This window comes from Mesorhizobium sanjuanii, assembly GCF_002529485.1.
Classification (GTDB): Bacteria; Pseudomonadota; Alphaproteobacteria; order Rhizobiales; family Rhizobiaceae; genus Mesorhizobium; species Mesorhizobium sanjuanii.
In genome coordinates this window covers 17,497-43,602 of record NZ_NWQG01000159.1, presented here as the reverse complement: position 1 = coordinate 43,602, position 26,106 = coordinate 17,497, and the positions used below count along the sequence as shown (strand labels likewise).

General features: G+C 63.7%; 24 protein-coding genes and 1 pseudogene. 16 read left to right on the top strand and 9 right to left on the bottom strand.

Going from position 1 to position 26,106, the window contains the following annotated elements:
* Positions 1–100: 100 nt before the first annotated feature.
* Both gntR and CN311_RS22220 read right to left on the bottom strand, forming a co-directional pair.
* Positions 101–1,129, bottom strand: coding sequence for an HTH-type transcriptional regulator GntR (gene gntR / locus CN311_RS22225; protein WP_097575853.1), 1,029 nt, complete (start codon positions 1,127–1,129; stop codon positions 101–103).
* 175 nt (positions 1,130–1,304) lie between these two features.
* Positions 1,305–2,537, bottom strand: a complete 1,233-nt coding sequence (locus tag CN311_RS22220) for an MFS transporter (RefSeq protein ID WP_097575847.1) — start codon at positions 2,535–2,537, stop codon at positions 1,305–1,307.
* Positions 2,538–2,713: 176 nt separating this feature from the next.
* Here CN311_RS22220 and CN311_RS22215 point away from each other — a divergent pair, with 176 nt between their 5' ends.
* The gene (locus CN311_RS22215) at positions 2,714–3,001 is read left to right on the top strand and encodes a DUF3175 domain-containing protein (protein ID WP_097575846.1); all 288 of its coding nucleotides are present in this window, start codon (positions 2,714–2,716) and stop codon (positions 2,999–3,001) included.
* Between the two features lie 20 nt (positions 3,002–3,021).
* On the opposite strand, the gene CN311_RS22210 is transcribed toward CN311_RS22215, so the two are convergent.
* Together CN311_RS22210 and CN311_RS22205 are read right to left on the bottom strand one after the other, a co-directional pair.
* Positions 3,022–3,798 carry a FadR/GntR family transcriptional regulator gene (locus tag CN311_RS22210; RefSeq protein ID WP_097575845.1) on the bottom strand — a complete coding sequence of 259 codons (777 nt, stop codon included), beginning with the start codon at positions 3,796–3,798 and terminating at the stop codon, positions 3,022–3,024.
* A 91-nt stretch (positions 3,799–3,889) separates the two neighbouring features.
* Complete coding sequence (locus tag CN311_RS22205) at positions 3,890–4,786, bottom strand: NAD-dependent epimerase/dehydratase family protein (protein ID WP_097575844.1); 897 nt, start codon at positions 4,784–4,786, stop codon at positions 3,890–3,892.
* Between the two features lie 118 nt (positions 4,787–4,904).
* On the opposite strand from CN311_RS22205, the gene CN311_RS22200 reads away from it, so the two are divergent.
* On the top strand, positions 4,905–5,843 hold the full coding sequence (locus CN311_RS22200; protein WP_097575843.1) for an NAD(P)-dependent oxidoreductase: 939 nt from the start codon (positions 4,905–4,907) through the stop codon (positions 5,841–5,843).
* A 90-nt stretch (positions 5,844–5,933) separates the two neighbouring features.
* On the opposite strand, the gene CN311_RS22195 is transcribed toward CN311_RS22200, so the two are convergent.
* Positions 5,934–6,716 carry a FadR/GntR family transcriptional regulator gene (locus CN311_RS22195; RefSeq protein WP_097575842.1) on the bottom strand — a complete coding sequence of 261 codons (783 nt, stop codon included), beginning with the start codon at positions 6,714–6,716 and terminating at the stop codon, positions 5,934–5,936.
* Positions 6,717–6,923: 207 nt separating this feature from the next.
* Positions 6,924–7,913 carry a sugar-binding protein gene (locus tag CN311_RS22190; RefSeq protein WP_097575841.1) on the bottom strand — a complete coding sequence of 330 codons (990 nt, stop codon included), beginning with the start codon at positions 7,911–7,913 and terminating at the stop codon, positions 6,924–6,926.
* Positions 7,914–8,389: 476 nt separating this feature from the next.
* On the opposite strand from CN311_RS22190, the gene CN311_RS22185 reads away from it, so the two are divergent.
* The 11 genes from CN311_RS22185 to CN311_RS22135 all read left to right on the top strand — a co-directional run bounded on the left by CN311_RS22185 (position 8,390) and on the right by CN311_RS22135 (position 18,458).
* Positions 8,390–9,133, top strand: coding sequence for an ATP-binding cassette domain-containing protein (locus CN311_RS22185; RefSeq protein ID WP_097575840.1), 744 nt, complete (start codon positions 8,390–8,392; stop codon positions 9,131–9,133).
* Positions 9,134–9,205: 72 nt separating this feature from the next.
* On the top strand, positions 9,206–10,204 hold the full coding sequence (locus tag CN311_RS22180) for an ABC transporter permease (RefSeq protein WP_097575839.1): 999 nt from the start codon (positions 9,206–9,208) through the stop codon (positions 10,202–10,204).
* 174 nt (positions 10,205–10,378) lie between these two features.
* On the top strand, positions 10,379–11,206 hold the full coding sequence (locus CN311_RS22175; RefSeq protein WP_097575838.1) for an AraC family transcriptional regulator: 828 nt from the start codon (positions 10,379–10,381) through the stop codon (positions 11,204–11,206).
* A 130-nt stretch (positions 11,207–11,336) separates the two neighbouring features.
* Positions 11,337–11,780 (top strand): SRPBCC family protein, encoded by a 444-nt coding sequence (locus CN311_RS22170; protein WP_097575837.1) that lies wholly within the window; start codon positions 11,337–11,339, stop codon positions 11,778–11,780.
* Between the two features lie 31 nt (positions 11,781–11,811).
* Positions 11,812–12,633: an FAD binding domain-containing protein gene (locus CN311_RS22165; protein ID WP_097575836.1), complete on the top strand. Its 822-nt coding sequence runs from the start codon at positions 11,812–11,814 to the stop codon at positions 12,631–12,633.
* A gap of 52 nt (positions 12,634–12,685) precedes the next feature.
* Positions 12,686–13,168 carry a (2Fe-2S)-binding protein gene (locus CN311_RS22160; RefSeq protein WP_097575835.1) on the top strand — a complete coding sequence of 161 codons (483 nt, stop codon included), beginning with the start codon at positions 12,686–12,688 and terminating at the stop codon, positions 13,166–13,168.
* A gap of 14 nt (positions 13,169–13,182) precedes the next feature.
* Complete coding sequence (locus CN311_RS33685; protein ID WP_097575834.1) at positions 13,183–14,550, top strand: xanthine dehydrogenase family protein molybdopterin-binding subunit; 1,368 nt, start codon at positions 13,183–13,185, stop codon at positions 14,548–14,550.
* Between the two features lies 1 nt (position 14,551).
* On the top strand, positions 14,552–15,556 hold the full coding sequence (locus tag CN311_RS33680; RefSeq protein WP_097575833.1) for a xanthine dehydrogenase family protein molybdopterin-binding subunit: 1,005 nt from the start codon (positions 14,552–14,554) through the stop codon (positions 15,554–15,556).
* A 9-nt stretch (positions 15,557–15,565) separates the two neighbouring features.
* Positions 15,566–16,447 (top strand): AAA family ATPase, encoded by an 882-nt coding sequence (locus CN311_RS22145; RefSeq protein WP_097575852.1) that lies wholly within the window; start codon positions 15,566–15,568, stop codon positions 16,445–16,447.
* Between the two features lie 5 nt (positions 16,448–16,452).
* The gene (locus CN311_RS22140; protein WP_165779801.1) at positions 16,453–17,571 is read left to right on the top strand and encodes a VWA domain-containing protein; all 1,119 of its coding nucleotides are present in this window, start codon (positions 16,453–16,455) and stop codon (positions 17,569–17,571) included.
* The gene (locus tag CN311_RS22135; protein ID WP_165779800.1) at positions 17,571–18,458 is read left to right on the top strand and encodes an amidohydrolase family protein; all 888 of its coding nucleotides are present in this window, start codon (positions 17,571–17,573) and stop codon (positions 18,456–18,458) included. Before CN311_RS22140 ends, CN311_RS22135 begins: the two co-directional genes overlap by 1 nt.
* A 38-nt stretch (positions 18,459–18,496) precedes the next feature.
* On the opposite strand, the gene CN311_RS22130 is transcribed toward CN311_RS22135, so the two are convergent.
* Positions 18,497–19,930, bottom strand: coding sequence for a DHA2 family efflux MFS transporter permease subunit (locus CN311_RS22130; RefSeq protein WP_097575851.1), 1,434 nt, complete (start codon positions 19,928–19,930; stop codon positions 18,497–18,499).
* Positions 19,931–20,148: 218 nt separating this feature from the next.
* Between CN311_RS22130 and CN311_RS22125 the strand changes: the two genes are divergently transcribed.
* Entirely contained in the window at positions 20,149–21,150 is a 1,002-nt protein-coding gene (locus tag CN311_RS22125) for an ornithine cyclodeaminase family protein (protein WP_097575830.1), read from the top strand.
* Entirely contained in the window at positions 21,147–22,628 is a 1,482-nt protein-coding gene (locus tag CN311_RS22120; protein WP_097575829.1) for an HAL/PAL/TAL family ammonia-lyase, read from the top strand. The genes CN311_RS22125 and CN311_RS22120 overlap by 4 nt, the downstream gene beginning before the upstream one ends.
* 28 nt (positions 22,629–22,656) lie before the next feature.
* Here the strand turns inward: CN311_RS22120 and CN311_RS33495 are convergent.
* Positions 22,657–22,833, bottom strand: a pseudogene (locus CN311_RS33495) (3-methyl-2-oxobutanoate hydroxymethyltransferase); the annotation flags it as partial.
* A 16-nt stretch (positions 22,834–22,849) separates the two neighbouring features.
* A complete protein-coding gene (locus CN311_RS22110; protein WP_097575828.1) occupies positions 22,850–23,800 on the bottom strand; it encodes a heme/hemin ABC transporter substrate-binding protein in 951 nt (316 codons plus the stop codon).
* 182 nt (positions 23,801–23,982) lie between these two features.
* Between CN311_RS22110 and CN311_RS22105 the strand changes: the two genes are divergently transcribed.
* Positions 23,983–26,106, top strand: coding sequence for a TonB-dependent hemoglobin/transferrin/lactoferrin family receptor (locus CN311_RS22105; protein ID WP_097575827.1), 2,124 nt, complete (start codon positions 23,983–23,985; stop codon positions 26,104–26,106).

The following is a 26,106-nucleotide window of genomic DNA, read 5'->3' as shown; positions in this document are numbered from 1 at the left end:
TAAACAGCCTTCAGGCCTTGTCTCGGCTTTGCGGCAGCGACAGATGGTAGCGCTACCATGGCGGGGTGTAAAGGACCATTGTGCTACGCCTGGAATGCGTTCAGCGTGCCGTGCTCTCGCGGCGTATGAGCTCGAAGCCGAGGTCGACCACCCGCTGCTCCGGCCGTTTCCCTGCGATCGCCGCCAGCGCCATGGCGACCGAACGCCGGCCAATCTCGTAGCGATAGGTGCGGATGCTGGTGATCGATGGGAACGCGGATTGCATCATGTCGAGATCGTTGAAGCCGACGATGCCGATGGTTCTAGGGACAGAGATCGCGGCGCGGTGGCACTCGAACAGCACGCCGAGCGCGATATCGTCATTGTTGCAGAAGACGCCGTCGAGCGTCGGCGCCTTGGCCAGCGCATCGCGAAACAGTTCACGGCCAAGCGTGACGCTGGACGGCACAGGCGTGGTGGTGACCAGCCGTGCATCGAACAGGCCGGCAGCTTCCATAGCCGCGCGATAGCCAGCCAGACGCCGCTGCGACCGCGGGTCCATGCGCGCACCGATGAAACCGATCCGCCTGTAACCCGCCTCGATCAGATGCTCCGTCGCCGTGCGTCCGCCGTCGAGATGCGAGAACCCGACCAGCATGTCGACAGGATCGGGCCCGGTTTCCATGACCTGCACCACCGGGCAGCCAGCTGTCTCCAGCAATTTTCGCGCGGTCGGCGTCTGGTCGATGCCGGCCACGATGAGGGCTGCCGGGCGCTGCGGGCCAAATACCTGCAGCAGCCGTTCTTCCTCGAGGCCAGAATAATGCGTGTTGCCGAGCTGGACGCGGAATGGGCCATCCGACAGGCTGTCATAGATGCCGCGCACCACTTCGGCGAAAACGTTATTGGTGAGCGACGGCACCAGAACGCCGAACACGTCGGCGCGCGCCGAGGCCAGCGCGCGCGCATTCGGATCGGGCACATAGCCGAGTTCGTTGACGGCCGCCTGTATCTGGCGCCGCAAATCCTCCGAAACGCGCTCCGGCTCGCGCAAGGCACGCGACACGGTGATGGCGCCGACGCCGGCCTTGCGCGCGACATCGGCGATGGTGGGGCGGCCGCCGCCACGGCGCGAGCGCGGCTTGATCATGGCCTTGCCCCCGACACCGGGCCTTTGCCGATGCGCGGTCGCAGCGTCAACCTTGTCGCCATGATCATCCCGCTTCCTCGCCACGCCCCGTCAGTCCGGCGTCGCGCAGCCTCTGCCCATTGTCAAGGCCAACAGTCCGTGGCGGCATCAACGCCAGGACGCTGGCTCCAACTCCTCAGGCCGTCGCCATGGCGCTGCGCCGCGCCTTCCATATCAGAAGACCGATGGCCACCAAATTCACCAGATTCCAAGCGATACCGTTCAGGAATGCGGCTGCGTAGGAGCCAGTGAGGTCGTAGATCCAGCCCGACATCCAGCCGCCGACCGCCATGCCGAATATGGTCGCCATGATCACGATGCCGACACGCTGGCCGGCCTCCTTGGCTGGCATATAGTCGCGCACGATGATCGCATAGCAAGGCACGATACCGCCTTGCGACAGGCCGAAGACCAGCGAGACGACATAAAGCGAGGCAAGCCCATCGAAGGGGATGTAGAACAGCAGCGACAGGCATTGCAGCACCGAGCCGATGAGCAGCGTTTTCACCGCGCCGATGCGATCGGCGAGGAACCCCGACGCCAGCCGGCTGACGACGCCCGCCGCCAGCATGATCGACAGCATGTCGGCGCCTCGCGCCACGCCGTAGCCGAGGTCCATGCAATAGGCGACGATATGGACCTGCGGCATCGACATCGCCATGCAGCAACCGAAGCCGGCGACGACGAGCAGCACCTGCAGGGCAGTCGGCGACAGCGAGATCGGCCGAACTCGCTGGCTGCCGCGCGATCCGGCGGCGGCGGCAAGTGGCGCGCGGCGCTTGAGCAGCAGAACCAGCGGCACCATGGTTGCGAGGCAGACGACGCCGATCGCGGCATAGGTGAAACGCCAGCCTTCGCTCTGCATGACATAGGGCATCGCCATTGGCCAGATCGTCCCGGCGAGATAGCTGCCGGCAGCAGCGGCAGCCACCGCGACGCCGCGCCGGCGGTTGAACCAGTGCGAGATGTCGGCGATCAGCGGGCCGAAGATCGCCGACGTGCCGACGCCGATCAGGAGCCCCTGCGCAAGGGTGAACCCAAGGATCGAGGTGGTCAGCGACGCCAGCAAGAATCCGACGCCGAGCGCGATTGAAGCGATCAATGCCGGGATCCAGTAGCCTATGCGGTCGATGGCGCGCCCGACCAGCACGTTGCCGGCGGCGAAGCCGACCATGGTCGCGGTATAAGGCATTGAGGCAGCCGCCCGATCGACACCGAATTCGGCCTGCACGGCGGGCAGCACGACTACAACTGCCCACATGCCGACACCGCCGATTGTCGCCAGCAGCATCGAGATGGCGAGCCGTATCCAGGCGTAGGCGCTGTCGATGCCGGGGCTGCTTGCCTGGCGGGCGGCGGTTGTGGTCAAGAGGTTTCCTGTCCGCGGTTTTAAAAATCGACCGGTTCCTTCGCCACTATCGACGCATTCGTGGCGCTGAGCAGCGCCACATCAGCAATTCCGTGGCTCCAGGGATTTGAAGCCGCAATGGAACAGCGGCCACCGTCCGGAGTTCTCCATGAACTCACGGTGGAAGGAGTTTTACCATGACCGCAAAAAGAAAATGGTCGGCCGAGGTGACCGAACACAGCGACGCCATGGATCTCGAGGAACACGTCTTCGAATCCCATGACGCCAGGAAAATAGCGGCCTCGTTGAAGCGCTCGGCCGAACACAGCGACCGGCGCAAGGCCGAGCAGTTCCAGTCCGCCATGTCGATGCTGAACTTCTACATCAACCGTGCCGGCAAGAACCTGCCGGCCAGGCAGAAGAAAGTGCTGGAGAGCGCAAAGGACGAGCTGCGCGCCGCCTTCGGACGCCCGAAAGAAGATTAGGACCGCACCTCGGTATCGATCTATCTCGACCTGATGACGACGTCAGTATTGGCCAACAGCTTGCGCACCGCATTGCGCGCCGCATCCGGTCGCTGCAGGCGAATATTCTTCTCGATCGCCTCGTGCAGCTTCTGCGCGTGCTGCAAATCGTCCAGTTCCCGCGTCGTATAGGCGAACAGATGATCGAAAGCCGATTCGATCAGCACACCCAGCGGCACCAGGAGATCGTTGCCCGACGCCCGCAAGATGGCCAGATGGAATCGCGTGTCGGCACGGGTGCGCTCCTGCAGCGTCGCCGCCTCGCCCATCTCGCGGCAGGCCTGGCTGATTTCGGCCATCTGCTCATCGCTGCGCCGCATGGCAGCGAAGGCGCTGGCCTCCGGCTCGATGATATGGCGGAATTCCTGCACGGTTTTCAGGAAAACCTCGCGGTCGGGCGAAGTTGCGTACCAGGCGAGCACGTCGCGGTCGAGCAGGTTCCAGCGTTCCTTCGGCTCGACCCAACTGCCGATCTTGGGACGCGAGGCCAGCAGGCTTTTCGCCATCAGCATCTTGATGGCTTCCCGCACCGCCGAGCGGCTGACATCGAAGGTCTCCGACCATTTGGCTTCGTTAGGCAGGATGGTTCCCGGCGGATAGTCGCCGCGCACGATCCGCAAGCCGATCTCGTTGGCCAGCGACGCATGCACGCTCGACCCGGGAATGCGGGCCGATGCGGCCCGGCGAGCGGCGGTCGGACGTTCGGCGGGCGCCGCACCGGCCAATTTTCTTTCCCTGTTCGGCTTTGCGTCCCGCATCCGTTCCAGAAAGTCCGGATTTCAAAGCCTGTCAAGCACAGGACCGCAAAGCCTGTTTCTGTGCACAGATCAGCCCCGGATCGTCGGTCGATCAGACCGTTTTGACATATTTCCGCCAGCTGTGCTCAGGACGGAAGCCGAGCACGTCCCTCGCCTTGCGGTTGGAGAGCAGCGTCTCATATTCGCCGAGTTCAGCCTTGACCGGCACTTCGGGATAAAACCGCTTCAGCAACTCGGCTGTCGGCAGATCGGACGAACAATCGTCATTGGCGGCATTGAACACCTGATAGCCAAGCCCGTCCTTTTCGATCGCCCGCAGCGTGATCTGGCCAAGGTCGCGCGCATCGATGTAGCTCCAGGCGATGCGCTTGCGGAAACCCGGATCGGCGAACCATTTCGGAAACAGCTGATATTCATGCGGCTCGATGACGTTGCCGATACGCAAGGCATAGATATCGGTGCCGTTGCGTTGAGCAAACGCCCGTGCCGTCTTCTCATTGACGACTTTTGACAGCGCGTAGCTGTCCATCGGATCGACGTCGTACTCCTCATCGAGCGGGAAATATTCGGGGTCTCGCGGCTCGTTGGCGAAGACCAGCCCATAGGTGGTCTCGCTGGAGGCGATCACGACCTTTGGGATGCCGAGCTTCACCGCTGCCTCGATGATATTGTAGGTGCCGAGCGCATTGATGCGGAACACCTCGTTGTCGGTCGTGATCATGATGCGCGGGATGGCCGCGAAATGCACCACGGCATCGACCGGCTGTGCACGCAGCGACGGATCGAATTCATGCAAGCCCATATAGCTCGACAGCGCGTTAAACACTTGCCCGCTATCGGTGATGTCGGTGACCAGCGTGCGCACCTTGGGATTGTCGAGCGGCTTGGTGTCGATATTGAGCACCTGGCAGCCATGCTCGACCAGATATTGCACGACATGACGCCCGGCCTTGCCGCTGCCACCGGTGAACATGATCCGCTTCGTCATTTTGCTCTCCACATCGCTTGGGAATTATGTGTATTGTCAGACAATATTGCATTCCGCAACCGGTTGCGGCAAGAACGGCAGCGCTATTATCGATAATTTCCAGACAGGACAAAATGACATGACCACGACTGCTGCGAGCGAAAAGATCGGCTTCATCGGCCTTGGCCTGATGGGGCATGGAATCGCCAAGAACATCGTCGACAAGGGCTATGCGCTGACCTTTCTCGGCCGCAAGAACCGCAAGCCCGCGGAAGATCTGCTCGGCCGCGGCGCCAAGGAAGCAACCACCTCGCGCGATGTTGCGGCGGCATCCGATATCGTCTTCATCTGCGTCACCGGCTCGCGCGAGGTGGAAGCCATTGTCCGCGGACCAGGCGGCCTCAAGGAGGGCTTGAAGAAAGGCTCTGTCGTCGTCGATTGCTCGACCTCCGATCCGGTTTCGACGGTGGCCATCGCCGCCGAACTCAAGGCGCTCGGCGTCGACTATGTCGATGCACCGCTCAGCCGCACGCCGAAGGAGGCGTGGGAAGGTACGCTCGACGCCATGGTCGGCGCCTCCGACGCGGTTTTTGCCCGTCTCAAGCCGGTGCTCGACACCTGGGCCGGACGCATCGTCCATATTGGCGGCACCGGCGACGGTCACCGCATGAAGCTGCTCAACAATTTCATTTCGCTGGGCTATGCGGCGATCTATTCCGAGGCGCTGGTCTTAGCCGAGAAGGTCGGCATTTCGCCGCCGCGTTTCGACAGCGTCATCCGCAACGGCCGCATGGATTGCGGCTTCTACCAGACCTTCATGCGCTGGACGCTGGAGGGCGACCGCGACGCCCATAAATTTACCATTGCCAATGCCTTCAAGGACCTCACCTATCTCGAATCGATGGCGGGTGCGGCCGGCATCGCCAACCCGCTTGGCAATGCCACCAAGAACGCCTTTGCCGGCGCCTTCGCCGCCGGGCCTGCCGACCAATATGTGCCGATGCTGGCAACGCATGTCGCCAAGGTCAACGGTGTCGACCTGATGCCGACGAAGGATGGGAAAAAGCAGACGATCTGAGCGCGACCGGCCGGCCTCAGGATTCCACCTGATTCAATTCAGGAGGACCGACCTCCATATCATTGTTCGGATTTCGATTTTCGCGATCGATCACCGCCGCGATCGTCCGATCACATCATCGGTGTTGGCTAGCAATCTGTGCACTGCATTGCGCGCCGCGCCCGGCCGCCGCAGACGGATGTTCTTCTCAATCGCCTCATGCAGCGCCTGCGCCCGGCGCTGGTCGCTGGTTTCGCGGGTGACGAAAACAAAGAGATGGTCGAGCGCAGATTCGATCAGCACGCCGAGCGGCACCAGCAGGTCATTGCCCGACGCCCGCAAGATGGCGAGATGGAAGCGCGTATCGGCACGCGTGCGTTCCTGCAGGTTCGTGGCATCGCCCATCTCCCGGCAGGCCTGGCTGATCTCGCCCATCTGCTCTTCGCTGCGCCGGATAGCGGCAAAGGCACTGGCTTCGGGTTCGATGATATGGCGAAATTCCTGCACGGTGCGCAGGAACGCCTCGCGGTCGGGTGCGGTCGCATACCAGGCGAGCACGTCGCGGTCGAGCAGGTTCCAGCGCTCCTTCGGCTCGACCCAACTGCCGATCTTGGGGCGCGATGCCAACAGGCTTTTGGCCATCAGCATCTTGATCGCCTCACGCACGGCCGAGCGGCTGACGTTGAAGGTTTCCGACCATTTGGCTTCGTTGGGCAGGATGGCCCCAGGTGGATAGTCGCCGCGCACGATCCTCAAGCCGATCTCGCTTGCCAGCGAGGCATGGACGCTGGAGCCGGGAAAGTGTGCCGCGTCGGCGCGCCGAAAGGCAGTCGGGGCTCCGACCACAGCCTCCGCCTTGGCGGGCCGTTTCCTTGATTTTCCGTCGTTCGGCATCCACGTTCCAATGCGTCGGCTGTCTATCGCGGGCAATTGTCGGGAATGTGAGGTTTCTTTGCCGGATAGCCCTTCGCCGAAATGCGAACCATGGGCGCGTCGAAACCGGGGCATTCCGCCCCGACCGCGCTGTTTCGTCCCTATTATGAACCGGTTGACGGGGCGCCCCGCTCTACGACCAAGCGTCCGGCGCCCCGAAATTGCGGCTTACTTCTGGATGCAGGTGTCGACCGTATCCTTGGTGCATTCGTCGAGGCCGGTGAACACCGGATCGGCGACGGTCTTGCCTTCGATCAGGTCGATCATCACAGACGGCGCCTTGTAACCCATCTCGAACGGTCGCTGGCCGACAAGTGCGGTGACAAGGCCTTCACTGGCGATCGCCACCTCGTCGCCGATCGTGTCGGCAGCGCCGATGACGAATTCGTTCTTGGCGATCTTGTCGGCCATCGGCTTGAACAGGTCGCGATAGGGCTGCGGCGCGCCGAACAGCGGCCAGCCCCCCATGATGCCGAAAGCGTCGAGATCGGGATTGGCGGCGAGGATATCGGTCATCGCCTGCACGCCCTTGGCGCCGTCGTCATTGGTGAACACCGGGCAGCCGGCGACTTCCGTCCAGCCGCCTTCGCCAGCGAGCGCCGCAAGACCTTCCTTGCCCGAAAGCGCGTCACGCATGCCTTGCGCACGGCGCAGGATGTTGTCGGCCGCGGGATTGCCCTCGATGGTGCAGATCTTGCCACCATTCGGCTTGCCGTTCTTGATGTATTCGCCGATCTTGAACCCCATCAGGTAGTTGTCGGTGCCGAGATAGGTCTTGCGCAGGCCGGCATCTTCCTTGGCCAGGTCGGCGTCGATGGTCATGATCGGGATCGTCGGGTTGGCACTCTTGATCGTCTGCGCGATCAGCGGTGCATTGGACGGCGAAATTGCCATCGCCACCGTATCGGGCTTGCTCAGCATGTCCTGAACGATCTGGGCCTCACCGGCCTCATCGGAGGTCGAAGCCGGACCAGTGTAGAAGCACTCATATTCCGAGCTGGCGTTTTCCTTGTTCCATTTCTGGCAACCCTGGTTGATGGCCTCGAAGAACGGATTGTCGAGACCCTTCACGACGATGACGAGTTGTTTCTTGGCCAAAGCCGGCCCGGCGCCAAGCGCCATGACGGCGGCAGCAGCGAGCAATAATGATTTCCTCATGTCAGTCCTCCCTTGAAAACAGACGGACACGACGTGTCCGCCACACAGACCGACCCGGATCAAGCAATGACAGAGGATCGTTGCACGAACGCTCATGTCGCCAAGCCAGGTCGGTAAGCATTTCCAGATACGATCCCGAACCTGCTCGACAAACGCTGCTGTCGGCGTGCCCTTGACCCGGTAAGCCTCCGCCGACCCACCCGGCAAACCGGCACAGGGTCGGGATATTCTCCTCCGACGCTTAGCTAATATCGGCTCGCTGCCAACGTCAATCTCTATTTGTCCTACAAAACTGATTTTTAAAAGCGCTCTCCCCGCAATTCGTCGGACAATTGCGAGATCTTATTCGTCCGACAATTGACGCCAGTGCGGGCATTCGCATAATGGACTTCAAAATCGCTGTCCCGGGAGGAGCTGGGGCGAGCGGGGCCGCGGCAGAACCGCAGGCCGCAAAGCACGGGGAGGCATGAAGGCTGGTGGCGGTTCTCGAACTCACCAATATCTCGAAACATTTCGGCGCCATCCAGGCGGTCAACGACGTGTCGCTGTCGATCGAGCCCGGGCAGGTCGTCGGCCTGATGGGCGACAATGGCGCCGGCAAGTCGACCCTGGTCAAGATGATCGCTGGCAATTTCCGCCCGAGCCTTGGCATGATGCAGATGGACGGCAAGGAGTTGATCCTGCACAAGCCGGTCGAGGCGCGCCAGCACGGCATCGAGATCGTCCATCAGGACCTGGCGCTGTGCAACAATCTGACGGCCGCCGCGAACGTCTATCTCGGCCGCGAGCTGCGCCGGGGCGTTGGGCCGTTCCGCATCCTCGACTATGCCGCCATGTACAAGCGAGCCGGCCAGATCTTTGCTGTGCTTAAGTCCGAAACCCGGCCGCGCGACCTCGTCAAGCAGATGTCCGGCGGCCAGCGGCAAGCGGTGGCGATCGCCCGTACGATGCTTTCCCAGGCCAAGATCGTGCTGATGGACGAGCCGACGGCGGCGATCTCGGTCCGACAGGTGGCGGAAGTGTTGAACCTGATCCGCCATCTGCGCGACCAGGGTATATCAGTCGTGCTGATCAGTCACCGCATGCCCGACGTCTTTGACGTCGCCGACCGCGTCATCGTCATGCGGCGCGGCCGCAAGGTCGCCGACAAGACGATCGCATCGAGTTCGCCCGAGGAGGTCACGGGCCTGATTACCGGCGCCATCGAGCAGGCGTCATGAAAGTGGTCCGGAATTTCGAAGCTTGGAATTTGCCGTGCTGGCGCGTTTGGCCACCGGCATGAGAGGTCGATAATGGCAGTCACCCTTGACCAGACGATTGAACAGAAACAGCACACCTTGCTTTCCAGGGTGTTCGCCACCCAGACCTTCTGGGTGGTGATTGCGGTCATCCTGGCCTGCCTGTTCCTGTCGTTTGCCACCGATTCCTTCGCCACCCCGAAGAACCTCTACAACATTACCCGCAACGTCACCTTCGTCGCCATCGTCGCGCTCGGCATGACCTTCGTCATCATCACCGGAGGCATCGACCTGTCGGTCGGCTCGGTGCTTTGCCTGTGTTCGATGATATTGGCTGTCACCATGCACGCCGGCTACAGCATTGAGATCGGCATTGCCGCCGCGATCGCGACGGCGCTGATCGTCGGCGCCTTCAATGGGATTCTGATCGCCTATCTCGGCTTTCCGCCCTTCGTGGTGACGCTCGGCATGCTCTCGATCGCGCGCAGCCTCGCCATGGTCGCCTCCAATAACACCGTCGTCTTCCAGTTCGGACCCGACCACGACAAGCTTCTGGCGCTGGGCGGCGGAGCCTGGGTGTTCGGCATCGCCAATCCGGTGCTCTATACGATCCTGCTGGCGCTGATCACCGGCTTCGTCCTGCGCTGGACCAAATTCGGCCGGCACATCTTCGCCATCGGCGGCAATGAGCATGCGGCAACGCTGACCGGCGTTCCGGTGCGTCAGATCAAGGTCGCAGTCTACATGATTTCGGCGCTGGCCGCCGGCATAGCCGGTATCATCCAGACCGGCTGGCTGGGCGCCGTCACCACCAATCTCGGTAACGGCATGGAGCTTCAGGTGATCGCCGCCACCGTTATCGGCGGCGCCAACCTGGCCGGCGGTGTCGGCACCGCCTTCGGCGCCATTGTCGGCGCGGCGCTAATCGAGGTCATCCGCAACAGCCTCGGCCTGCTCGGCATCAATGCCTTCTGGCAAGGCGTGTTCATCGGCGGCGCGATTCTGCTCGCGGTCCTGTTCGACCGGATCCGCAACTTCCGGCGCAGCGACTAGGACCGGGCCTGGCCCGTTATTCGTTCTCGTTCCTATCGCTCAGTCTGAAAATCGGTCAACGCAAACCACGGCTGGCTTGAGCCAGGCGCATGCGCCTTGACGTGGACCCGAACTGGACCACAGTATCCCCATTGCAGGCGAAGGGAGGCCAGTCGCCTGCGGGAGGATATACCCATGACGGAAGCGATCAGGCTCTACTGGGGCCGGTTCGGACATGTTTCTGTCCTGAACGTCGCCAGCGACTTCGTCACCCATGCCCATGTCGAGGCGCATATCATCATCTGGCTGGAGGGCACGGCCGGCGAGATGACCATCGGCCGCGAGACTGTGCGGCTCGGACCTGGTACAGCCGCCGGCATCAATTCCTTCCAGCCGCACAGCCACGCCCTGTCGCGCGACGGCACGCCAGGCCTGTTCCTCGCCTTCTACATCGATCCGGACTGGGCCCGCCGGCGCCGCGACCTGCCAGCATCGGCGCCGCTGTTTTCGACCCCGGCGATCACGCTCGAGCCATGGCTGCACAAGGCAGCGGCCAGCCTTCTCGATCATCTAAGCGACAATGAGAGCATCGACGACATCGCCAATTACGAGATCGAGCGCTTCATCGACAGCGTGCTCGACGCCGCCGACGCCTCGGCGCCGCAGGTGGCACGCGCCCGCATCAACACCATGCAGGACTTCCGCGTTCGCAAGGCGATCCAGCTGATGAAGGCCAATGTCTGCGAGCGCATCTGCTTCGATGACGTCGCGCGCAGCGTCGGCCTGTCGCGCCCGCACTTCTTCGCTTTGTTCAAGGAGCAGACCAATCTGACGCCCAACGTCTACTGGAACACGCTGCGCATGGAGGAAGCGGTGCGGCAGTTGCAGTGGTCCGAGGCGCCACTGATCTCGGTTGCCTGCAACCTCGGCTTCACCACGCAGGGCAATTTCTCGCGCTTCTTCCGCGATCATGTCGGCGTCCCACCGACGCTCTATCGCGAGGCGGCCCGGGCGATAGCCTGAGCCGCGCGCCCATTTTTTCGGACTGCCCGCTTTTTCAGACTCCTTGATAGGCGGTCAAGACGCATTGATAAGCGCCGCCAGCGTCGGCGCCCTATCCTCCCAGGCAGCTGATTTGCAAGGGAACATCCATATGGCAAAAGTCACCATCTCCAGCGTCATCCACGCGCCGGTCGAAAAGGTCTGGGCGCGCATACGCGACTTCAACGGACTACCCAGCTGGCACCCGCGGATGGTCGAAAGCCATATCGAGGACGGCAAGGATGCCGGCACGATTGGCTGCGTCCGCAATTTCCAGCTCGCCAGCGGCGCCCGCATCCGCGAAAAGCTGCTCGATTTCTCCGACGACAATTTCCTGGTCAGCTACTCCATACTGGAGACGCCGCAGCCACTGACCAACCACAAGGCGACGTTGCAATTACGACGAGTGACAGACGGCGACCGCACCTATGCCGAATGGACCGCCAGCTTCGACGCAGCACCCGAAGAAGCCGACAAGCTGGCCGAAGGCATGGGCGCCAATGTCTTCCAGGGCGGCTTCAATGCCTTGAAGAGCCATTTTGGCGGCCAAGGCTGAACTGAATTGGGCTGATAAACAGGAGCGTGCCATGGCGCTTGCACTCCAGACTTTCTCAACGGTGAAGGATGCCAATGCGGCGCTGAAGGCAGCCGGCACCCGCTATCTCGGCGGCGGCACGCTGGTCGTGCGCGCCACCAATGAAGGCGACGTGTCGCTCTCCAGCTTCGTGCGCTCGACCGAGCCGTCTTTGTCGACCATAGCCGTCTCCGGCGGCAAGGTCCGACTTGGCGCCTCGGTGACCATGGCGACGGTCGCCCGTCATCTGGAACTCGGCACTCTATCGCCTGCCGCGCGCGCTGTCGGCGGTCCGGCGATCCGCAACATGGCGACCGTCGGCGGCAATCTCTTCGCACCGGCGCCCTATGGCGATTTCACCGTTGCGCTGCTGGCGTTGGACGCCACCGTCAGCACCGATGGCGGCGACCTGCCGATCGAAACCTTCCTGGCAAAACGCGAAAGCAACCACGCCATCGTGACCGCGGTCGGCTTTGCGCTTCCCGCGGGCGGCGGCTTTCGCTTCCTGAAAGTGTCGCGAGTCAAGCCGAAAGGCGTCTCGGTGCTCAGCATCGCCGCCGTGCTGGAACAGGCGCCGGATGGCGTCGTGTCATCGGCACGGATCGCGCTTGGCTGCATGGCCGACCGGCCGATGCGCGCCAAGGCCGCGGAGAAGGCATTGGCAGGCCGACCCCTGACCAGCGACGGTATCGCGCCGGCGCTGGCCGCCGTGGCTGAAGGCACCTCGCCCATCACCGATCCCATCGCCAGCGCCTGGTATCGCTCGCAAGTCATGCCGGTCCATCTCGGCCGGCTGCTGCTTGGCCAGGTCACCGGCATGGAAACAAAGGCTTAAGCCCGTTGGGCGCGCGCGTCTGCCCTTCAGGGCAGGCGCGCAGGGAGGAACAATGGCAAAGGTCCCGGTTCAGTTCACGCTCAACGGCGCGGAAAAGGCCGAATTCATCGACAGCGGCACGACGCTGTTTCATGCCTTGCGCGACAAGATCGGCGACACCTCGCCGAAAGGCGGCTGCCACCAGGGCACATGCGGCGCCTGCTCGGTCATCATCGACGGCGAGTTGCGGCTTTCTTGCCTGACGCTGGCCGAGACCTGCAACGGTGCCACCATCACCACGACGTCAGGGCTGTCGGAAGGCGGTGTTCTGCATCCGCTGCAGCGCGCCTTTCTCGACGCCTTCGCCACCCAATGCGGCTTCTGCACGCCGGGCATGATCATGGCGGCCAAGGTTCTGCTCGACCACACGCCGAACCCCAGCCGCGACGATGTCGTCGAGGCGCTGTCGGGCAATATCTGCCGCTGCACCGGCTATGAGCCGATCATCCAGGCGGTGCTGACCGCCGCGCGGTCCAATTCGCAGAACGCGGCTTGAGGGGAGTGAAAAATATGGAACTCCGCAAGAGCTACTTCGCCGACCAGCGCAAGGACGATCTGCACGAGATCGGCCAGCCCCGGCCGCGCTCGGATTCGCCCGGCCACGTCACCGGCAAGACCGCCTATTTCGCCGACCGCAACTTTCCCGGCATGCTGCACTTGAAGATGGTGCGCAGCCCGCACCACCATGCCCGCATCCGTTCGATCGACACTTCGGAGGCGGAAAAGCATCCAGGTGTGGTGAAGATCCTGACGGCCAAGGATGTGCCGCACAATGTCTACACCATCCTGATCCTGATCCAGATCGGGCCGGAGGACGAGACGGTGCTGGCCGACGGCAAGGTGCGCTGGAAGGGCGAGGCCGTGGTGGCGGTGCTGGCCGAGACCGAGCGCGCCGCGCAGGAGGCGGCGGCCAAGGTCAAGGTCGACTACGAAGTGCTGCCGGCCGTGTTCGACATGGAAGAGGCGCTGAAGCCCGGCGCGCCCATCGTCAACGAATATCACGGCCAGAACCACTATCTCTACGACAGCGGCGAGTGCCGCAAGGTTCGCTTCGGCGATGTCGAGGCCGGCTTCGCCCAAGCCGATCACATCCTGGAACAGACCTACCAGTCTTCGCCGATCGAGCACGCGCCGACCGAGACGACCGGCTGCATCGTCGCGCCCGAAGGCAATGACCGTTTCACCTGCTACACCAACACGCAGGCGATGTTCTTCACCCTCGACAACGCCTCGATCATCCTGCAGATGCCCGGCAACAAGCTGCATTTCGTCGGCGGCACCGTCGGCGGCGGCTTTGGCGGCAAGGTCGACGTCATCGTCGAGCCGATCGCCATCCTCGGAGCAAAACTAACCGGACGACCGGTCTGTTTCATCTACAGCCGCGAGGAGGAGATGCAGATCTCCTCGCCCCGCGCCGCCGAAAAAATCGTCATCAAGGACGGCGTCATGAAGGACGGCCGCATCGTCGCCCGCAAGGTCACCGGCTACACCGATGCCGGCGCCTATTCGCGCCACTCGCCCTACGGCGCGCAGAAGGGCGCGGGCCACTATCCCGGCCCCTACACCATCCCGAATGTCTGGATCGACACCTACTGCGTCTACACCAACCGTACGCCTTCCTCCGCCATGCGCGGCTTTGGCGTAACCATCGGCGATTTCGCGCTTGAGGTGCAGATGGACAAGCTCGCCCGGCTGATCGGCATGGACCCGCTCGAATTCCGTTTCGTCAACGCCTATCGCGACGGCGACATGAAGGCGCATCGCCAGCCGACGGAAGGGGCGGCGCTGATCGAATGCATGCAGGAGGCCTCGCGCGCCGCCAACTGGCCGGTGGCGGAAAAATATCTGGCCATGTCATCCTACGCGAAGGGAGCTTGAGATGGCGATCAGGCGCGGACGCGGCGTCGCCGCGATCAACTATCCGACCGGCATGAATCTCGGCGGCGACCCGACCCAGGCACTGGTGCATTCGACGCCGACCGGCAATTTCATGGTGACGCTGTCATCAGTCGATCTTGGCCAGGGCATGAAGCAGATCATGGCGCAGATCTGCGCCGAGACGATCGGCGTGCCGACCGACCGCGTCGTCGTCGACACCGCCGACACCGACACCGGCCCGCACTGCATGGGCACCTTCGCCTCGCGCGGCACGCACCGCGCCGGCAACGCCGTCATCCAGGCGGCCAGGGAGGCCCGCCAGGTGATGCTGGAAGTGGCGGCCGAGGAGCTGGAAGTCAACGCCTCCGACCTCGAGACCGATGGCCAGGGCAATATTCTGGTCAAGGGCGCGCCGCAGAAATCGATCTCGATTTTCGATGTCGCGCTGTCGGCGCATTTCAAGCGCGGCCGCTCGATCTCCGGCCGCGGCATGTTCCTGATCCCACGCTCCTATCCGGAAAAGGAAACCGGCGCGATGAAGCCGTCGACCTGCTATGCCCATGCCTGCACGGTGGCCGAGGTCGAGGTCGATGACGAGACCGGCGAAGTCACCGTGCTGACGGTGAAGAACATCTTCGAGATCGGCCGCGCGCTGAACCCGAAAATGGTCGAGCAGCAGCTCGTCGGCGGCTCGTGGATGGGCATCAGCCATGCACTCTACGAGACCACCGAGCCCTATTATCCCAGCCGCGACCATGGCGGCACTGACTTCAACCAGTACCTGATGCCGGGTCCCGGCGATCTTGCCGAAACCGAGATCATCGTGCTGGAGCGGCCCTCGGCCGATGGCCCCTACGGCGCCAAGGGACCTGGCGAGATGTGCGCCAACCCGCAAATCCCCGCTGTCGCCAATGCCGTCTTCGACGCGGTCGGCGTGCGCATCGACACGCTGCCGATCACGCCGGAGCGCATCCTGCGGGCGCTGAAGGCGCAGGCATCGAACTGAGTGCTGGAAATGACCAAGAGAAGCGCCGAGACTGTCGCGACCTCGCCGGAGGCGGTGGCGCAGCACCTCGCCGCCTCGCGCTATCTGGCCGATGAGAGCCTGGCGACCGCGATCTTCCTGGCGATCCGGCTGGGCAAGCCGCTACTACTCGAAGGCGCGCCCGGCGTCGGCAAGACCGAGGCAGCGAAGGCGATCGCCTTAGTGCTCGGGCGCGATCTGGTGCGGCTGCAATGCTACGAAGGCATCGACGCCGCGCATGCGCTCTACGAATGGAATTACCAGCGCCAGTTGCTCGCCATCCGTCATGCTGGCGAGCACGAGATCGACATCTACGACGACCGCTTCCTGATTGCCCGGCCGCTGCTGCAGGTACTGAAGGCACCGGAAAAACGCGTGCTGCTGGTCGACGAGATCGACCGTTCGGATCACGAATTCGAGGCCCTGCTTCTGGAATTCCTCTCCGATTTCCAGATCAGCATTCCCGAGCGCGGCACCATCCACGCGACGGCGCAGCCGATCGTCATCCTGACCTCCAACCGCACGCGCGAACTGGCGGAGGCGCTGCGCCGGCGCTGCGTCTACCACTGGATCACCTATCCCGACTCCGAGCGCGAGGCCGAGATCATCATGCTGCGCGCAGGCGACGTCGCTGAGGCTACGGCGCGTGCTGTCGCTTCTGCCGTGCGTGACATCCGCGCACGCCCGCTGGCCAAACCGCCCGGCATCGCCGAGGCGGTCGAATGGGCCAATGCCGCCACCATCCTCGAAAAAGGCGGCAGCCCGTGGCCGGAAGCCTTCCGCCGCGCCATCGGAGTGCTGATCAAGGACGAGGAAGACCTGTCCTATATCACGCCGGAGCTTGGCCGCATCGTCGAGGAGGCGCTCGCGTGAGCGCCCTGCCCCGCGCCGCGGCACCTTTTCTTGGCTTCGGCCGGCTACTACGCCGCTACGGCTTCCCGATTGCGCCAGAGCAAGTATCCGGCTTCATGCAGGCCGTGACGCTGCTCGGGCCACGCTCCATTGCCGACATCCACGAAGCGGCCCTCGCCACGCTGGCGCCGACGCCCGATCGCCGCGACGAATTCGAGGCGCATTTCCAGAGCTATTTCTACGGCAACACATCTGCCGTGGTCGAAGGCGATACGGATAAAGAAACCCGCATCAAGGATGATGGCGGCGAGAACGACGAACAGATCGAAGCGAAGCAGCACGACGAAGGCGGCGATCTGTCCTCGGCCATCGAACAGTTGAGCACGCGCGAATTCCAGCGAGATGACGCCAGGCTGACCACCTTTCGCCGCAAGCTGGCGTCCGCTTTGCCCGCGCGCCGCTCCTTCCGCACTGTGCGCACCCATTCACGCGGCAAGCTCGACCTGCGCCGGTCCCTGCGGGAAATCGTCAGCGCCGACGGTGACGTCCCCTCGCCGTTGCTGCGCCGCCGCCAGACCGTGCCGCGCAAGCTGCTGATACTGATCGACGTCTCCGGCTCGATGAAGCTGCATACGTCGGACTATCTCAAGCTGGCGCATGCCGCCGTGCAAGGTGCGGACCGCGCCGAGATCTTCACCTTTGGCACGCGGCTGACCCGTATCACTTCGGCGTTGCGCATTCGCGACTGCGACCAGGCGCTGGCCCGCGCCGCCGCACTGGTCGACGACTGGGACGGCGGCACCCGCATGGGGCCGACGCTGCTCGCCTTCCTCTCGGTGCCACGCTTTTCCGCTTTCGCTCGGGGTGCGGCGGTCGTCATCCTGTCCGATGCGCTGGAGCGCGGCGACCATACCGAGCTGGAGATCGCGATGCGCCGGCTGAGCGCCCGCGCCTTCCGGCTTTCGCTGGCGACACCGCTGGCCGGTGACCCGCGCTTCCGCCCGGCAACGGCGGCCCTGCGTGCCATCCTGCCGGTGCTCGACGACCTCGTCGATGGCTCATCCATCGCCGGCCTCAGCGATTTCATCCTGTCGCTCGCGCGCCCTGCCCCGGCGGCAGCGGCAATCTGGAAGAGGGTTTCATGATGCAGAAGGCGATCGACGCGCATTTCCACATCTGGCGCCAAAAGGACCAGCCCTGGCTGGTCGGCCCGATGGTGCCGCGCATCTTCGGCCCCTACCAGCCGATCCGCCGCGACTATCCGATCGAGGAGTTCCTCGCCGACCAGCGCGGCTCGGGCGTCGAGAAGGCGGTCTACGTCCAGACCAACTGGGCCAAGGAGGATTTCGAGAAGGAAGTCGCCTTCCTGCAGAAGACGGCCGACGAAACCGGCTGGCCGCACGCCATCGTCGGCTATGCCGATATGACGGTGGACGATGTCCGCCCGCAGATCGACCGGCTGAAAAAATACCCACTGCTGCGCGGCGTGCGCATGCAACTGCACTGGCATGAGACGCCGGCCTTCCGCTTCGCCGCCTCGGCCGATCAGGTCATCGACCCGAAGGTGCGGGCCAATGTTGCCCGACTGAAGGAGTATGGCTTGTCCTTCGACCTGCAACTCTTCCCCGCCCAAATGAAGGATGGGCTGACACTGGTCGGCGAGAATCCCGAGACGAATTTCATCCTCACCCATGCCGGCATGTTGACCGGCATGGAGCCGGAGACCGCGGAGGCCTGGAAGGCAGGCTTGCGCACCCTTTCGGCGGCACCCAACTTCTACGCCAAGCTGTCAGGCCTCGGCACCTTCGTCCACCGCAACGACCCGGCCCTGATCGCCTATATCGTCGACAACGCGATCGATATTCTGGGCAGCGACCATCTGATGTTCGGCTCGAACTTCCCGATCGAGAAACTGTGGACCAGCCACGCCGAACTGATCAAGGCGCACCGGGCAGCGGTGGCCAAGCATGGCGCGGCGGCCGAAGCGGATATTTTCCGGAACACGGCGGAGAAGGTATACCGGCCGGTGTGAGCGCTGCTTCTCGCTTCACCCTGAACTGCGGGGCGATTTCAATTCCGCGGAAGATGACCCGAAACCTCGGCGCCTGCACTTGCCGGCAATGCCAGGAAACGCAAGGCGGCCACAAGCCCGATAGCGCCGATCGCCAGGAAGGCGAGGCGAAAGTCTATGAGGTCGAGCGCCGGCCCGCCCCTGGCGATCTGCGACAGGTTTAACAGCGCCGCCGCCACCGCCACGCCGAACAGCATCGCCACCTGCTGCAGCATGCTGGACAATGTCGCCGCCGAACTGCGCTGTGACGCGGTCACGTCGGCGAAGGCCAGTGTGTTGAGCGCGGTGAACTGCATCGAACGCGTCAGCCCGGCGATCAGCATCAGCGCCACCACCAGCGCCTGCGGCGTCTGCGGCGAGATCGCCGCGCAGGCCATGATCGACAGCGATGCGATCACCCCGTTGACGATCAGCACTAGGCGGAAGCCGAAGCGCCTCAGCGTCGGCGTTGTCGCCGTCTTCATGCCGAGATTGCCGAGGAAATAGGCCAGGATCATCAGGCCGGCATCGACGGGGCTGAGGCCAAAACCGACCTGGAACAAGAGCGGCAACAGGAACGGCGTGGCGTTGATGGCAACCCGGAAGACTGTGCCGGCCGTCAAAGTCGATATGGCGAAAGTCTGCACCTTGAATGCCGTGAGGTCGAGCAACGGATGTTGGGTACGCGCGAGATGCCGCACCGCCACCCAGCCGACGAGGATGCCCGCGCCAAGCAGCGCCACGGTCGGCAACGCGCCGTCTTCCGGATGCGCGATGCGCTCGAGGCCGTAGAGCATTGATGCTAGCCCCACCGACGTCAGCAGGAAGCCCGGCCAGTCGAGCGGCCTGGTCTCGGCTTCACGATCGCCGGGGATGAAGCGGGCGACCAGCCCCAGCCCGGCCACCCCCAGCGGAATGTTGATGAAGAAGTTCCAGTGCCAGGAGAGATAGGTGGTGATGAAGCCGCCAAGCACCGGCCCGACCACTGGCGCAAACAGGGCCGGCCAGGTAATCAGCGCCGTGGCGTTGAGCAACTCGGATTTCGGGGCGTTGCGCAACACCAGTATGCGCCCGACCGGCGTCATAAGAGCGCTGCCCAAGCCCTGCACCGCGCGTGCGGCAACGAACTGGGTCAAATTCCCGGAGACGCCGCAGGCAACCGAGGCCATCGTGAACAGGGCGATGGCGATGAGGAAGATATTGCGCGCGCCAAAACGATCGGCGAGCCAGCCGGACAGCGGCACGAACACCGCCATGGTCAGCATGTAAACGGTGATGCCGATGCTCATCGCTACTGCCGGCACGCCGAAGGATTGGCCCATCTGCGGCAGCGACGTCGAGATGATCGTCGAATCCAGGAGCTGCATGAAGAAGGCAACGGCGACGATCAGCGCCACGCGGCGCGCCGCCGTCGCGGTTTCGGGCAAGGCTTTGTTTTCGGGAATGGCGGTCATGCGCAGGAGTGTCCGAAGCTCCATCGGCAACCGAACAATTGTCCGGCAAATCGATGACGCACCGGTTTGAACAGCATTTGGGCGGCGCCGTCCAGACATGGACCAACAAACTTTCGTGTCGTGTCGCGAGCTGCTATGCGATGACTGAACCTCGCCATCGAACCAGCCTTTGACACTTCGCGATTTCGGTTCATCTTTTCTGAGCAGGAACTGTGTGCATGAAACCAATCTACATCGACTATCTCAACGCCCTCGACATCGAAGCCCTTGCAATGACCGACGCCGAAATCGTCGATGCGGTCGAGGCGGGCCTGGTGGCTCAGGGCAACGGCCAGACGGTGATCGAGCCGCGCGTCCACCTCGAGCCGGACCCGTCCTTCCACGGCCATTTCAATGTTCTGCGCGGCTACGTCGCGCCACTGGATGCGGCTGGCGTCAAGATCGTCGGCGACTATGTCGACAACTATTTGCACGGCCTGCCGTCGGAATTCGGCATCCTCAACCTGTTCGATCCGCGCACCGGCACGCCGCGCGCCATACTCGATGCCACTGTCATCACCGATATGCGCACCGGCGCCGTCACCGCCATTGGCGCGAAGCATCTGGCGAAAAAGACGTCGAAAGTGCTTGGCCATATCGGCGCCCGCGGCACCGCCTACTGGAATGTGCGCCTGCTCGACCATCTCTTCGACTTCGACGAAATCCGCGTCCATTCGCGCCGGCCGGAAAGCCGCGACGGCTTTGCCGCGAAGCTTGCCGCCGATCTCGGCAAGAAGGTCACGGCGGTGGCCGACTGGAAAAGCTGTGTCGAGGGCGCCGACATCGTCGTCGAGGCCTCGCGCCTGCCGGAGCCGCAGCCGCTGCTCAAAACCGAATGGATCAAGCCCGGCGCGCTGGTGGTGCCCTATGGCACGATGAGCGCGGTGGAGCTCTCCTTGACCGACATCATGCAGAAGATGGTCGTCGACGATTGGGGCCAGTGCAAGGGCGGCAAGTTCGGCTCGCTGCGTGCCCATGTCGAGACCGGACGGCTGAGCGAACAGACGCTGCACGCCGAACTCGGTCAGATCGCCGCCGGCCTCAAGAGCGGGCGTCAAAGCGATGAAGAGACCATCCTGTTCTGGCATCGCGGGCTGTCGCTGTCCGACATTGCGCTGGGCAAGGCGATGCTGGCCAAGGCACAGACGCAAGGCATCGGCCAGAGGCTGCGCTTCGCATGAGCGTGCTCGTCCTGACCGGAGCCGGCGTCAGCATCGAGGATGTCGCCTCGGTCGCCCGCGACGCGCGGAAGGTGGACGTCGCACCCGACGTCATGGAGCGGCTCGACAAAGCGCGAAAGATACTCGACCAGACCGCCGTGTCCGGCCAGCAGATTTATGGTCTCAACACCGGGCTCGGCGCCAATCTCGGCACCACGGTGGAGGGTGATGCCAGCGCTTTCCAGCGCCAGCTCCTGGAAGGACGCAGCGGCGCGGTCGGCGAAGCGCTGCCGGTCGAGACCGTGCGGGCAACGATGTTGGCCCGGGCAGCGATGCTGTCGGCCGGCGGCTCCGGCCTGTCGCCTGCCGTGTTTGTCGCACTGGTCCATGCGCTCAATGCCGGCGTCCATCCGGTGATGCCATCACTGGGCTCGATCGGCGCCGGCGACCTGGTGCTGATGACAGCGCTTGCCCGTTTGCTGATCGGCGAAGGCGAAGCCGAATACCAGGGCCGGCGCATGCCGGCGGCCAAGGCGCTGATGATGGCGCGCCTCGCGCCCGTAAGCCTTGCGCCCAAGGACGGGCTTTCGCTGATCAACGCCTCGGCGGTTTCGGCCGGCAGCGGCGCGCTGGCAGCGGCCGACGCGCTGTCCGCCCTCGCGCAGCAACAGCAGGCCGGCGCGCTGACCATGGAAGCACTCGGCGCCAATCGCACAATCCTCGATCCGCGCCTGCAAGCGGCACGGCCTGCCGCCGGCCAGGAGCAGGCCGCCAAGGAACTGCGCGACCTGCTGGCCCGCGACGAGACACCGACGCCGAAGACCCTGCAGGATCCGTTGTCGATCCGCTGCATGCCGTCGATCCACGGCGCGCTGACCGAGGCGATCGGTCAGGCAAAGCGCGCCGTCGAGATCGAACTCAATGCCGCCGCCGACAATCCGCTGGTGCTCGGCGACGACGGCATGGTTATGTCGACCGGTAATTTCCACACCGCCTCGCTGGCGCTCGCCTTCGAGACGCTCGGCCTCGCCATCGCTCAATGTGCGGCGGCCTGCGCCGCCCGCTTCATCCAGCTCACCGGCTCCAGCCGCCACGGCCTGCCCAAATATCTGTCGCCGGTCGGCGGCGCCTCCGCCGGTTTCGTGCCGCTGCAGAAGACGGTGGCGGCGATCCTTGCCAGCATCCGCCATAAGGCCAACCCGGTGATGCTCGACTTCCTTCCCGTCTCGGAAGGCGTCGAGGATCATGCCACGCAAACGCCGCTGGCCGTTGCGAAATGCGCCGAGATGATCGTGCTGTGGCGGCGGCTGATCGCCTTCGAGCTGATGGCCGCAGCACAGGCCGTCGACCTGCGCGACGGGTTCGCACTGGCGCCGGCCACTGCCGCAATTCACGGCGCGATGCGCGCGCTTGTTCCCCAGCTCAAGGAGGACCGGCCGCTCGGCGCCGAGGCCGAAGCGCTATATGCGGCGCTGACGAATGGGACCTGGCTGCCCTAGCTGGTCTACGCTCGCTCAAACTGCGCCGTACCTTCTTCATGAACAGGCTGAGTTCGTTGGGGTCCATGTGCACGATGTGCCTGTCTTCCGGATAGGCGCCGCTGTTGACGTCGGCGACACCTTCCGAGAACGCGGCGACGCGTTCGGCTTGCAGGCGATCATATTCAGCGGCGAAATTGCGATAGACCTTGGAATGGCGGGGCATATCATAAGCTCATGTCCTAATCCGCGTCCGCCACCTCTGGATACAGTGCCTGCGCAAGGTCGCGGACCGCATCGGCGGTGCGCGGACCGAAGCCGATCATATAGGCGCCGTCCAGCACGATCAGCGCTTTGTTCTGCGCCGCCGGCGTGGCGCTCAGTGCGCGTGTGCCGAACACCTGCTCTGCGGTCGGCCCGCCCTTGCCGTCGCTCATCATCAGGATGACATCGGGCGCCATCTCGATCAGTTTCTCCTCCGATGCGGGCTTGTAGCCCTTCAGGATCTCCATCGGATTGATGCCGCCGGCATAGCGGATGATCGCATCGGCCGCCGTGCCGGCGCCGGCTGCGCTCAGCCGCACCAGACCGTGGAAGAACACCACCTTCTTGCGGCGCTCCGGGGTAACTTTCGATGCGAGATCGACTGCGGCTTGAAAGGCGCCGAGCACCTCGGCGGAAACCACCCTGCCCTTGTCCTCGCGCCCGAGCGACGCTGCGATCAGCGTGATCTTGCGTTCGATGCCTTGCGGGCTGTTGTCCTCGGGGATGAAGACGATCGGAATTGCCAGCGACTTCAGCACCTCGACCGCTTCGGGTGGCCCGCTGTCCTCAGCCGCCAGGATCAGATCAGGGCGCAGACCGGCCAGCCCTTCGACGGAGAGCTGGCGGCGGTAGCCGACATTGGGTTTTTGCGTGACGGATGGTGGGTATTTGCTGCCGCGGTCGACAGCAATGATCCGCTCGCCGGCGCCAAGCGCATGCACGATCTCGGTGACGTCGGAGCCAAGCGTGAGGATTCTCGTCGCCGGTCCCGGCGCGACGGTGCGCGCCAGCGCATCCACCACCGTCTCGGCGGCCAGCGCCTTGAAGCCGCAGGACGGCGCCAGCACGGACAGCGCCACAATGAGCACCGTCGCGATCTTGCCCGGCGGTCGGAACCAATGCACCCACCCGTCCTCAGTGCCGACCATGCTGTTCACTCCTGTCAGGATTTCGCTGATGGTGTTGGCCTATAAATTTAAAGTTGACTTGTGTCATCATGTTTTAATATGTGACCCATGCCCTGACCCGGTTGGTCGAGGGATTTCCGTCATGCCAGCCAAGGCCGCTCAGCCACCGCCAGCAGTTTGCTTTGCCTGTGGGCTGGGATCACATGAGAACGACAACCAACACGACTTTGATGGCGAGCACCGCGCTCGCCTTCGCGCTGAGCCTATACGCCGCGCCGCAGGCCAGCGCGCAGGAACAGGAAAAGAAGGGCGCCTCTGCCAAGACCGGCCGGCTCGCACCGGCCAACGCCGCGCAGGACGAGCCGGCCACCATGCTCGATGTCATCACCATCTCGGCGACGATGATCAAGACGGCGGTCATCGAATCTATGGCCGCGATTAGTGCCATCGATCAGGAAGAGCTCGAGCGCATCCAGCCTGATACCGCTGCCGACATCTTCCGCACCACGCCGGGCGTCGCCGCCTCGATGAACGGCGACGATCCGGCGACCGCCATCAACATTCGCGGACTGGAGCAGTATGGCCGCGTGGTGGTGACGCTCGACGGCGCCCGCCAGGACTACTGGCGCGTCGGCCACGGTTCGGGATCGTTCTATGTCGAGCCTGACCTGATCAAGGAAGCCACCGTCATCCGCGGACCGGTGTCCAATGCCTATGGTTCGGGCGGCATCGGCGGCGTCGTCTCCTTCGAGACCAAGGACGCCGGCGACTTCCTCAAGCCGGAGGAGCGCTGGGCGCTGAGCGAAAAGCTCGGCTATGAGGACAATGGCGACGGCTTCACCACAAGCACCACCGGCGCCTATCGCTTCAGCGAAGACGCCGACATCATCGGCAACCTCATCTACCGCGACCGCGACAGCTACACCGACGGCAATGGCGACACCGTGCCGTGGACCGGCGAGCGGGTGACCAGTGGCTACATGAAGACGACCCTGCGCCCGGCCGACGGCCATGAGCTGAAGCTCGGCGTCATCCTGCAGCGCTACAACGACCAGATCACCGGATCGAGCGGCTCGACCTCGCCGACGCTTAGCCGCTACGACACCAACACAACCAACCAGACCTACACGGCTGCCTACACCTGGAAGCCTGACGACAACGCGCTGATCGACTTCAGCGCCAACGCCTACCACAACCGCACGCGCGCCGAGCAGACGCAGGTCTGGCCGATTTCCGCAACTGGCAACTTCCGCTACTACGATGTCGCCACCACGGGCTTCAACGTCAAGAACTCCTCGCGTTTCGACGCCTGGGAGATGGCCCACACGCTGACCTACGGGCTCGACTACTACTATCTGGAGGCCTCGTCGGAAGCCGCGCATTTCGGCGCCGGCGAGCAGCAGGGCTATGGCGGCTTCCTGCAATGGCAGGGCGACTATGAGAACTGGCTCCAGCTCATTGCCGCCATGCGCTATGACGGCTACCAGCTCGACGGCGAGACAAAGACCTTGCCGCCGGAGAAAGCCTCAATGTCGGGCGACCGCTGGTCGCCACGCCTCACCGTCGGCGTGACCCCGCTCGAAGGCTTCCAGCTCTACGGCACCTATTCCGAAGGCTACCGGGCGCCCGGTTTGCAGGATGTTTATCGCGGCGGCGGCGCGCATGGCTCTGGCGACACCTACGTGCCCAATCTGCTTCTTCAACCCGAAACGGCCAGGAACTGGGAAGCTGGCGTCAATCTCAAATATGACGACGTGCTGACCGGCGGCGACCTGTTTCGTGCCAAGGTCAACGTCTTCCACACCGATATCGAGGACTATATCGATGTCGACCTGACCGTCCTGCCGCGCACGGCAATCAATATCGGCGACGCGCGGCTGAAGGGCATCGAGGCCGAGGCGGTCTACGACTATGGCTGGGGCTTCGTGAACCTTGCCGGCGCGCTGATCGATGCCAAGATCGTCAGCGGCGTCTATTCCGGCCAGGCGCTCAACAACACCCCGCTCGACCGCTTCTCAGCCACGCTTGGGTTCCGCATGCTGGAAGACCAGCTCACCGTCGGCGCGCAGTATCTCAGCGTTGGCAAGATCACCCGGACCAGCCGCACCAATCCAAACGCCGTGCCCGTCGTCAATGACAGTTTCGACCTGGTCAATGTCTTCGCCAACTGGCGCATCAACGACCACGCCAGGCTCGATCTCGCTGTCGATAACCTCTTCAACACCGCCTACACCGACCCGCAAAGCGCCTGGTCGACATCGGCGGCAACTGAACAGGGCAAGGGCCGCACCTTCAAGGTGGCGCTGACCGGCAGAATCGGAGGTTGA

Coding starts and splice junctions, on each gene's coding strand:
- CN311_RS22135 (WP_165779800.1), top strand. CDS start 17,571: ATGCAGAAGGCGATCGACGCGCATTTCCACATCTGGCGCCAAAAGGAC.
- CN311_RS22175 (WP_097575838.1), top strand. CDS start 10,379: ATGACGGAAGCGATCAGGCTCTACTGGGGCCGGTTCGGACATGTTTCT.
- CN311_RS22145 (WP_097575852.1), top strand. CDS start 15,566: ATGACCAAGAGAAGCGCCGAGACTGTCGCGACCTCGCCGGAGGCGGTG.
- CN311_RS22180 (WP_097575839.1), top strand. CDS start 9,206: ATGGCAGTCACCCTTGACCAGACGATTGAACAGAAACAGCACACCTTG.
- CN311_RS22120 (WP_097575829.1), top strand. CDS start 21,147: ATGAGCGTGCTCGTCCTGACCGGAGCCGGCGTCAGCATCGAGGATGTC.
- CN311_RS22165 (WP_097575836.1), top strand. CDS start 11,812: ATGGCGCTTGCACTCCAGACTTTCTCAACGGTGAAGGATGCCAATGCG.
- CN311_RS22170 (WP_097575837.1), top strand. CDS start 11,337: ATGGCAAAAGTCACCATCTCCAGCGTCATCCACGCGCCGGTCGAAAAG.
- CN311_RS22200 (WP_097575843.1), top strand. CDS start 4,905: ATGACCACGACTGCTGCGAGCGAAAAGATCGGCTTCATCGGCCTTGGC.
- CN311_RS22130 (WP_097575851.1), bottom strand. CDS start 19,930: ATGACCGCCATTCCCGAAAACAAAGCCTTGCCCGAAACCGCGACGGCG.
- CN311_RS22210 (WP_097575845.1), bottom strand. CDS start 3,798: ATGCGGGACGCAAAGCCGAACAGGGAAAGAAAATTGGCCGGTGCGGCG.
- CN311_RS22125 (WP_097575830.1), top strand. CDS start 20,149: ATGAAACCAATCTACATCGACTATCTCAACGCCCTCGACATCGAAGCC.
- CN311_RS22110 (WP_097575828.1), bottom strand. CDS start 23,800: ATGGTCGGCACTGAGGACGGGTGGGTGCATTGGTTCCGACCGCCGGGC.
- gntR (WP_097575853.1), bottom strand. CDS start 1,129: ATGATCAAGCCGCGCTCGCGCCGTGGCGGCGGCCGCCCCACCATCGCC.
- CN311_RS22205 (WP_097575844.1), bottom strand. CDS start 4,786: ATGACGAAGCGGATCATGTTCACCGGTGGCAGCGGCAAGGCCGGGCGT.
- CN311_RS33685 (WP_097575834.1), top strand. CDS start 13,183: ATGGAACTCCGCAAGAGCTACTTCGCCGACCAGCGCAAGGACGATCTG.
- CN311_RS22105 (WP_097575827.1), top strand. CDS start 23,983: ATGAGAACGACAACCAACACGACTTTGATGGCGAGCACCGCGCTCGCC.
- CN311_RS33680 (WP_097575833.1), top strand. CDS start 14,552: ATGGCGATCAGGCGCGGACGCGGCGTCGCCGCGATCAACTATCCGACC.
- CN311_RS22215 (WP_097575846.1), top strand. CDS start 2,714: ATGACCGCAAAAAGAAAATGGTCGGCCGAGGTGACCGAACACAGCGAC.
- CN311_RS22195 (WP_097575842.1), bottom strand. CDS start 6,716: ATGCCGAACGACGGAAAATCAAGGAAACGGCCCGCCAAGGCGGAGGCT.
- CN311_RS22190 (WP_097575841.1), bottom strand. CDS start 7,913: ATGAGGAAATCATTATTGCTCGCTGCTGCCGCCGTCATGGCGCTTGGC.
- CN311_RS22160 (WP_097575835.1), top strand. CDS start 12,686: ATGGCAAAGGTCCCGGTTCAGTTCACGCTCAACGGCGCGGAAAAGGCC.